Raw genomic sequence first — 5,640 nt, 5'->3', positions numbered from 1 at the left:
GCCTCGCCTACGTCCACCTCGCCGCCGGACTCGGCGCGGGCCTGCTCCTCGACGGCGCGCTGCACCGCGGCACCCGCACCAACGCCGGCGAGTTCGGCCACCAGACCGTGCAGGTCGACGGGCCGCTCTGCGCCTGCGGCAACCACGGCTGCCTGGAGGTGCTCTGCCTCGCCGCCCTGGAGCGCGGCGACCACGCGGCCGCCGCCCGGCTGGTCGGCGTGGGCGTCGCCAACCTCGTCCGGCTGCTCGACATCGACCGGGTGGTGCTCGGCGGCCGCGCCGTACTGGCAGCCCCCGACACCTACCTCGACGGCGTCACCGCCCAGCTGGAGGCCCGCATCCCCGACCCCGAATGGCAGCCCGTCCCGGTCACCCTCGCCGCCGCCGGCCACCTCGCCGTCGCCGCGGGCGCCGCCGAACTCGTCCTCGGCCCGCTCTTCGGCCGCCGGACCTGAGAGGCGGTTCCTGTGCGGAGGATGCGTCCCGACCCGACAACGAAGGCCTCTCGCCGGACGCCGCGGACGCCGCGGACGCACGGGGCCGGACGGTCCGCTCGACCGTCTCCTCGACCTCCGGGTCGGCCCCGCGCACCAGGTCCCTGACCCGGCGGCAGACGTCCTGCTGCCGGCCGGGCAGGGCGTCGATGTGCGCGTCGACCCGCGGATCGGTCTCGTGGGCCACCGTACGACTCCCGCCGGCCCGCCCCGCCCCGGGACCGGCCGGCGCCGTGCCCGCCGTCCGGGAGCGGCTCAGCCGGGCCGGTCGCCGGTGCGCAGGCCGGCGAGGAGCGCGTCGATGGTGCGGCGGGTGGTGGCGGCCATGTCCACCGACTCCGGGGCCAGCAGCCACTGGAGCTGCAGGCCGTCCATCACCGCGATGATCGCGTTGGCCACCGACTCGACGTCGGTGTCCGCCCGGGTCTCGCCGAGCTCGCAGGCCTCGACGAGGGCCTCCACCACCATGGCCCGCAGGCCGGCGTAGCGGCTGCGGAAGAAGTCCTGGGCCGGGTGGCCCTCGGTGACGCTCTCGGCGGAGAGCACCGCGTACAGCCGGACGATGCCCTCGCGCTCCGCATTGCGCCGCACCGTCTCCACCAGGTGGTCGAGGAGGGCGAGGCCGCGCGGCCGCTCCGTGCCGAGCTGGGCCATCTCGGAGTCGTCCCGCAGCTCCAGCACGCCGCTGAGCAGGGCGGTCTTGGAACGGAAGTGGTGCAGCAGGCCGGGCTGGGTGAGGCCGGCCCGTTCGGCGATCTCGGCGAGCGAGGCGTGGTGGTACCCGCGGGTGGCGAAGGTCTCCACGGCGATCGCGAGGATCTCCTCGCGGCGGCGCGCACCACCCGGCCGCGGGGAGCGGGCGCCGCCCGGGGCGCGGTGCGCCGGGTGCTCCGCGGGCTGGTCGGGGCTGTGGTCGGCGGTGCGGTCGAGGGTCACCGGGTGAGTGTACGAGCCCCCGGACCGGGCCCGCGGACGGGTCGCCGGGCGCCGTCCGTCCCCGCGGCCGACGATCCGTCAAGCTCTGAAAAAAGTGGGGCAGAAGACTTACCTAGTGGTCGGTAGGTCTGATTGCATGTCAGCGGCCCTCAGCAGTGCACCACCCGGCGCGGCCCCCTGCCGCCGCCGGACGCGCCTGTGTGCGCGTGTCCGCCCATCCACCGCGATACGGAGAGACACGTGGAACCCACCCGTCACGGCACCACCCGCCGCCCGCGCCGCCGGGCCCTGCTCGCCGGCGCCCTGCTCGCCGCGTCCGCCCTGGCCGCGGGCACCGTGCCGCTGAGCACGGCGCAGGCCGCCGAGCCGGCCGCCGGCGGACGCCCGCTGCCGTACCTCGACGCGAAACTGCCCGTGCAGCAACGCGTCAAGGACCTCCTCGCGCGGATGACCCCGGACGAGAAGATCGGCCAGATGACCCAGGCCGAGCGCAACGCCGTCGACGCCGACCGGGCGCAGATCACCGACCTGAAGCTCGGCTCGCTGCTCTCCGGCGGCGGCTCCACGCCCACCCCCAACACCCCCGCCGCCTGGGCCGACATGGTCGACGGCTACCAGCAGCGCGCCCTCGCGACCCGGCTGCACATCCCGCTGCTGTACGGCGTCGACTCCGTCCACGGCCACAACAACCTGGTCGGCGCGACCGTCTTCCCGCACAACATCGCGATGGGTGCCACCCGCGACCCGGACCTCGTCGAGCGGGCCGCCCACATCACCGCCACCGAGACCCGGGCCACCGGCCCGCAGTGGGTGTTCGCACCGTGCGTCTGCGTGGCCCGCGACGACCGGTGGGGCCGCACCTACGAGAGCTATGCCGAGGACCCGGACCTGGTCTCCCGGATGGAGACCGCCGTCGACGGCTTCCAGGGCGACAGCCGCAAGGACCTCGCCCGCCCCGACCGGGTGCTGGCGACCGTCAAGCACTACGCCGGTGACGGCGACACCGCCTACGGCAGCTCCACCAGCGGCAGCTACAAGCTGGACCAGGGCGTCACGATCACCGACCGCGAGCACTTCCGGACGGTCGACCTCGCCCCCTACGTCACCGCCGTCCGCAAGCACGACGTCGGCAGCATCATGCCGTCCTACTCCAGCGTCGACTGGACGGAGGACGGCATCGGGAACCCCGTCAGGATGAGCGCCAACAAGGAACTGCTCACCGACGTCCTCAAGCAGAAGATCGGCTTCGACGGCTTCCTGATCAGCGACTGGGACGCGATCAACCAGATCCCCGGCGACTACCCGACCCAGGTGCGCACCGCCGTCAACGCCGGCCTGGACATGTTCATGGTGCCGTACAGCGCCGGGAAGTTCGAGCAGGCCCTGCTCGCCGAGGTGCAGGCCGGCCGCGTGCCGCTCTCCCGGATCGACGACGCGGTGCGCCGCATCCTGCGCGCCAAGTTCGAGCTCGGCCTCTTCGAACACCCCTACACCGACCGCTCCAACGCCGCGACCATCGGCTCGGACGCCCACCGCGCGGTCGCCCGCCGTGCCGTCGCCGAGTCCCAGGTCCTGCTGAAGAACGCCGACCGCGCCCTGCCGCTGAAGGCCCACCAGAAGATCTACGTCGCCGGCGCCAACGCCGACGACATCGGCAACCAGGCCGGCGGATGGACCGTCACCTGGCAGGGGCAGAGCGGCACCACGATTCCGGGCACCACGATCCTCCAGGGCATCCGCCAGTACGCCCCGGACGCGGCGTACAGCCGGGACGCCTCCGCGCCCGCCGCCGGGTACGACGTCGGCGTCGTGGTCGTCGGCGAGACCCCGTACGCCGAGGGCATGGGCGACGTCGGCAACGGCCACACCCTGAACCTCTCCGACACCGACCGGGCGAACGTCGACCGCGTCTGCGCCGCCGTTCCCACCTGCGTCGTCCTCGACGTGGCCGGCCGTCCGCAGATCATCACCGGCGAACTGCCGAAGGCCGACGCCTTCGTGATGTCCTGGCTGCCCGGCAGCGAGGGCGGCGGCGTCGCCGACGTGCTCTTCGGCAAGCGGGGCTTCACCGGCAAGCTCCCGGTCAGCTGGCCGCGCAGCGAGGCCCAGGAGCCGATCAACATCGGCGACCGCCACTACGACCCGCTCTTCCCGTACGGCTTCGGCCTCACCACCCGCCGCTGACCGCACCCGCGCCGGCCGCACCCGCGGTCCCGGCACCAGGCCACCCGCCGCCGCTGCCGACCCAGCGGCGGCGGGGACCCGTGGAGGACCCTCCCGGCGCAGGGAGGGTCCTCCGCGCACCACCCCGCGCACCACCCCGCGCACCAGCTCCCGCACCGGCCCGCCCGCCGGGACACGCGGGGAGTGCCTCGCGGACCGGCCCGCGGATCCGCCGCGCATACGATCGGGAGCACTCCGCCGCCGTCCGGTCGCGCACCGGGGGAAGACAGGTGCGCGCGTGATCGCGCTGGTCGTCAGCATGGGGACGCTCTTCGCGTGGGTCCTGGTGGCCGGACGGCTCGCCCGCTGGAGCATCACCGCCCCCGTCGCGATGACCGCGGCCGGCGTGGTGCTGACCGTCGGCCCGCACCCGCTGGTCACCGTCAGCATGACCACCTCGGACGCCGAGCGCGCCGTCGAGATCATCCTCGCCGTGCTGCTCTTCACCGACGCCACCGCCGTGCCGAAGGGTGTCGTCCGCGCACACCGACGCCTGCTCGCCCGGCTGCTGCTGGTGGCCCTGCCGCTCACCGTCCTCGCCGGCGTGCTGGTCGGCGGACTGCTCTTCCCGTCCGGCCGCTGGTGGCTGGTCGCCCTGTTCGCCGCGGTGACCGTCGCCGTCGACCTCGCACCCGCCGCCGAAGTGATCAAGGACAGCCGGCTGCCGTCCTGGCTGCGCGGCGTCCTCACCGTCGAGACCGGCCTCAACGACGGCATCCTCGCGCCCCTCTTCCTGCTCTGCCTGGCCGGCGCCGACGCCTACGGCGACGTCCCGCAACCCACCGGAAACCCGCTCGGCGACGCCCTCGACGCCGTGCTCCGGGCCGTCGTCGCCGGCGCGCTCGTCGGCCGCCCCGGCGGCCTGCTGCTGCGCCGCGCCTGGCAGGCCGGCTGGACGAGACCCTCCGCCGTCCGGCTCGGCATCCTCGCCCTGCCGCTCGCCGCGTACGGGCTGGGCATCCTGCTGGACGGCAGCGGTTTCATCGCGGCGTTCGTCGCCGGGCTCTGCTTCGCACCCGACGTGCGGGCCCTGCCGCCCAAGGCCCTGCACCTGGTCGAGGACGTCGGTGCGCTGCTCTCGCTGGCACTCTGGTTCGTCTTCGGCGAACTCGTCACCCAGGCCTTCACCGGCGACTTCGACGGCCGGGTGGTGGCCTACGCCGCCCTGTCGCTCACCGTCGTCCGCGTCCTCCCCGTCCTGCTCGCCCTGGTCGGCAGTGGCCTCCATCGAGCCGACCGGCTGATGCTGGCCTGGCTCGGCCCCCGCGGGATGGCCACCATCGTGTACGGCCTGCTCGCCTTCAACGGCCTGGCCCCCGTCGACCCGCACGCCGCCGACCTGGTCGGCCAGTTGATGACCATGACCGTCCTGATGAGCCTCGTCCTGCACGGCCTCACCTACGGGCCGCTCGCCGCCCGCTACGCCCGCCGCACCGGCCGCGACGGCGGTGGCTGAGGCCACCGCGGCCCGCGGTGACGAGCGAACGACGGGCGGGGAACGGCGGGCGAGGGTGTCGGCGGAGTGCGGTTGAATGGCGGCCTTGCCGAACGAACGGGGGAGCGGCCGTGAACGAGTCCGAGGTGGTGGCCGCCGCACGGCGACCCACGGCCGCCTGGCTGGAGTCCTGCTTCGGCCCGGGGACGGTCTGGCGGCCGACCGAGGCCGAACTGCCGGCGTCACTGACGAACGCCGGGGTACGGGACTTCCTGACCACGGTCGGGGTGCCGGCCGTCCGGCTCTCCTTCGTGGACTGGCACTCCGGGGACCTTCCGGAGAAGGGCATGTGGGCGGAGGACCCGGACGAGCTCTACGGCCTCCGCAGGCCCGATGACGACTCGCCGCCCGCCTGCCACGCGTACTGCATCGGCACCTACGGCGTGCGGCACCTCATGGTGCGCGGCGACACCGGCGTCGTCGAGATGTACGACCCCGAGGGCTGGGACCACGCCCGGGGCTACGGCGGCCAGGTGGCCGGCGCACTGCCCG

The 5,640-nt window shown here is 74.3% G+C and carries 4 protein-coding genes and 1 pseudogene; 4 read left to right on the top strand and 1 reads right to left on the bottom strand.

The features are described 5' to 3' along the window. On the top strand, nucleotides 1-455 hold a 455-nt coding region (locus ABZ641_RS24225), incomplete at its 5' end, for an ROK family protein (RefSeq protein ID WP_359984828.1). Between the two features lie 294 nt (nucleotides 456-749). Here ABZ641_RS24225 and ABZ641_RS24220 read toward each other — a convergent pair. Further along, entirely contained in the window at nucleotides 750-1,298 is a 549-nt protein-coding gene (locus ABZ641_RS24220) for a TetR/AcrR family transcriptional regulator (protein WP_344627186.1), read from the bottom strand. Between the two features lie 519 nt (nucleotides 1,299-1,817). Between ABZ641_RS24220 and ABZ641_RS24215 the strand changes: the two are divergent. The 3 genes and pseudogenes from ABZ641_RS24215 to ABZ641_RS24205 form a co-directional block, all read left to right on the top strand. Beyond that, nucleotides 1,818-3,611 (top strand): annotated as a pseudogene (locus ABZ641_RS24215) (glycoside hydrolase family 3 N-terminal domain-containing protein); the annotation flags it as partial. A gap of 280 nt (nucleotides 3,612-3,891) precedes the next feature. Beyond that, nucleotides 3,892-5,109, top strand: a complete 1,218-nt coding sequence (locus ABZ641_RS24210; RefSeq protein WP_359984825.1) for a cation:proton antiporter — start codon at nucleotides 3,892-3,894, stop codon at nucleotides 5,107-5,109. A gap of 110 nt (nucleotides 5,110-5,219) precedes the next feature. Beyond that, nucleotides 5,220-5,640: SUKH-4 family immunity protein (locus tag ABZ641_RS24205; protein ID WP_359984822.1), on the top strand; the 421-nt coding region annotated here is incomplete at its 3' end.

The sequence above is a fragment of the Kitasatospora sp. NPDC007106 genome, from assembly GCF_040634455.1.
Taxonomy (GTDB): Bacteria; Actinomycetota; Actinomycetes; order Streptomycetales; family Streptomycetaceae; genus Kitasatospora; species Kitasatospora arboriphila.
Note: the sequence above shows the minus strand (reverse complement) of the source record. Positions and strands in the feature narration are given on the sequence as shown.